Origin of the sequence: Aliivibrio sp. S4MY1, from assembly GCF_028765545.1 — a bacterium.
In the GTDB taxonomy this organism is placed as follows: domain Bacteria; phylum Pseudomonadota; class Gammaproteobacteria; order Enterobacterales; family Vibrionaceae; genus Aliivibrio.
Genome location: NZ_JARACP010000058.1, coordinates 1 through 967, shown reverse-complemented (window position 1 = coordinate 967; position 967 = coordinate 1). Strand labels below are relative to the sequence as shown.

Sequence of the window (967 nt, the reverse complement as noted above, 5' to 3'; positions counted from 1 at the left end):
CCTTAAATTGAAAATAGAGATTAAAGAAGCCTATTCGCTAGAAGAAAGCGCTACTGGTGTGTGGAAGCAAGGCGATACTCGTCTTGATTGCGTCAGTGATTTTGCTATCGCCGTGATTGAGGATGAACTTCCGCTTCTTGAGTTTATTAGCTCTGCAGAGGATTTACCTGAATGCACACAATGCAATTGAGTAACCCTGAGCAATTAACCGCGATGCTTGAGAGTTTAGCGCTAAACCCAGAGAAGAAATTCGAGTTGAACCGAAAACTGGCCAATCGCACAAGGCAATTTTTTCGCGCCCAAATTCGTCAACAGCGAGACGTTGATAATACACCTTATCAAGAGCGAACTCGACGAACACGAAAAGCGTTAAACAATAACGTCATTCTCTCAACAAAAAAGAATAAAAACATGTTGATGGGACTGAGTCGTGCCCTAAAAACGCATGTGGATAATGATTCGTTTGAAGTCGGGTTAACGGGCATTCCAGCAAAGATTGGGCGAGAGCACAACGAAGGTCAAACGATGTCGTTCACCACCCGAATGAACGGCTTTTACAACTCAAGAACCAATCAATGGGAAGGCGGTGTGAAAACCAAAGCAAACTATCGGATGCCAAAGCGAACCTTCATCGGTTGGACTCCCTCTCTGGAGCGTGAATTGATGACCATCATTCACACGGAATTAGCAATGAATATGGAGCCATAAATGTGTGAGATAAAAATCAAACCCGCCACTAAGGGTCTGTTGGTGCGCGATCCTATTACGCGAGTGCCATTGGACGTTAAGGGCGAAGTAAAACCCCGTAATAGTTACTGGTTACGTCGAATTCAAGATGAGTCGGTCGTCGTCATGACCGACAAAGAAAAAACAGGAGCGACATCGTGAGTATTAGCTTTAACGAAGTACCAGGCAATGCTCGAGTTCCTGGCGTATACATCGAAATTGATAACCGTCTTGCCAACAA

Annotated in this window: 2 protein-coding genes and 1 pseudogene; all 3 read left to right on the top strand. The window is 44.6% G+C overall.

From position 1 onward, the window contains the following. Positions 1 to 190, top strand: a pseudogene (locus PVK71_RS20295) (phage tail protein); the annotation flags it as partial. Continuing rightward, positions 172 to 708: a phage virion morphogenesis protein gene (locus tag PVK71_RS20290; RefSeq protein WP_274421124.1), complete on the top strand. Its 537-nt coding sequence runs from the start codon at positions 172 to 174 to the stop codon at positions 706 to 708. The pseudogene PVK71_RS20295 and the gene PVK71_RS20290, both read left to right, overlap by 19 nt. Further along, a complete protein-coding gene (locus PVK71_RS20285) occupies positions 709 to 888 on the top strand; it encodes a DUF2635 domain-containing protein (protein WP_274421125.1) in 180 nt (59 codons plus the stop codon). Positions 889 to 967 lie beyond the last annotated feature (79 nt).

What these genes read in the sequence shown, in the direction of transcription:
- PVK71_RS20285 (WP_274421125.1), top strand. Translation starts at nt 709, where the DNA reads ATGTGTGAGATAAAAATCAAACCCGCCACTAAGGGTCTGTTGGTGCGC.
- PVK71_RS20290 (WP_274421124.1), top strand. Translation starts at nt 172, where the DNA reads ATGCACACAATGCAATTGAGTAACCCTGAGCAATTAACCGCGATGCTT.